This window comes from Citrobacter sp. TBCS-14 (assembly GCF_005280805.1).
Classification (GTDB): domain Bacteria; phylum Pseudomonadota; class Gammaproteobacteria; order Enterobacterales; family Enterobacteriaceae; genus Citrobacter; species Citrobacter gillenii.
This window is the reverse complement of sequence record NZ_SZWM01000860.1, coordinates 1-725: the sequence shown is the minus strand read 5'-3', so window position 1 is coordinate 725 and position 725 is coordinate 1. Positions and strand designations below refer to the sequence as shown.

Sequence of the window (725 nt, the reverse complement as noted above, 5' to 3'; positions counted from 1 at the left end):
ATATCCCTGGCTGCCCGCCAACGCCTGCAGCCACGCTGTATGGTTTTGCGATGGCGCTTGGCCTGTTGGAACAGAAAATTCATGCACGTGCGCCGGGCGAACTGGACGAACAACCTGCTGAAATTCTGCATCCGGATATGGTTCAGCCGCTGCGCGTGAAGGTGGATCGCGAGGCTCGCCGTCTGGCGGGATACCGCTATGGTCGCCAGATTGCTGATGACTATATGACGCAGTTAGGGCAGGGCGAGCATNTATGAATCAGTTGGGGCAGGGTGAGCAACAGGTGGCGCGCTGGCTGGAAGCGGAAAACGATCCGCGTCTGACCGAGATCGTCACGCATCTTAATCATGTTGTAGAAGAGGCGCGTATCCGATGAGTGAAACGGTGGTGTTCAGTCAACTGAGCCGTAAGTTTATTGATGAGAACGATGCAACGCCCGCCGAGGCGCAGCAGGTTGTCTATTACAGCCTGGCGATTGGTCACCACCTTGGGATCATCGATTGCCTGGAAGCAGCGTTAACTTGTCCATGGGATGACTATCTGGCATGGATTGCTACCCTTGCTGAGGGAAGCGAAGCCCGCCGGAAAATGGAAGGTGTGCCGAAATACGGCGAGATCGTTATCGATTTCAACCATGTGCAAATGCTGGCACGCGCGTTCGATGATGCGCGTGCCGTACAGACCCCGCAGCAGCAGGAGTGGAGCAAGCTGATGCTTAGCATGCT

The 725-nt window shown here is 55.9% G+C and carries 1 protein-coding gene and 1 pseudogene; both read left to right on the top strand.

Features of this window, described 5'->3' with window-relative positions; all coding sequences use genetic code 11:
• A pseudogene (locus FDX22_RS21730) lies at positions 1-376 on the top strand (formate hydrogenlyase); the annotation flags it as partial.
• Positions 373-725 (top strand): formate hydrogenlyase maturation HycH family protein (locus FDX22_RS21725; protein ID WP_146717759.1); only part of this gene is annotated, 353 nt, incomplete at its 3' end. The pseudogene FDX22_RS21730 and the gene FDX22_RS21725, both read left to right, overlap by 4 nt.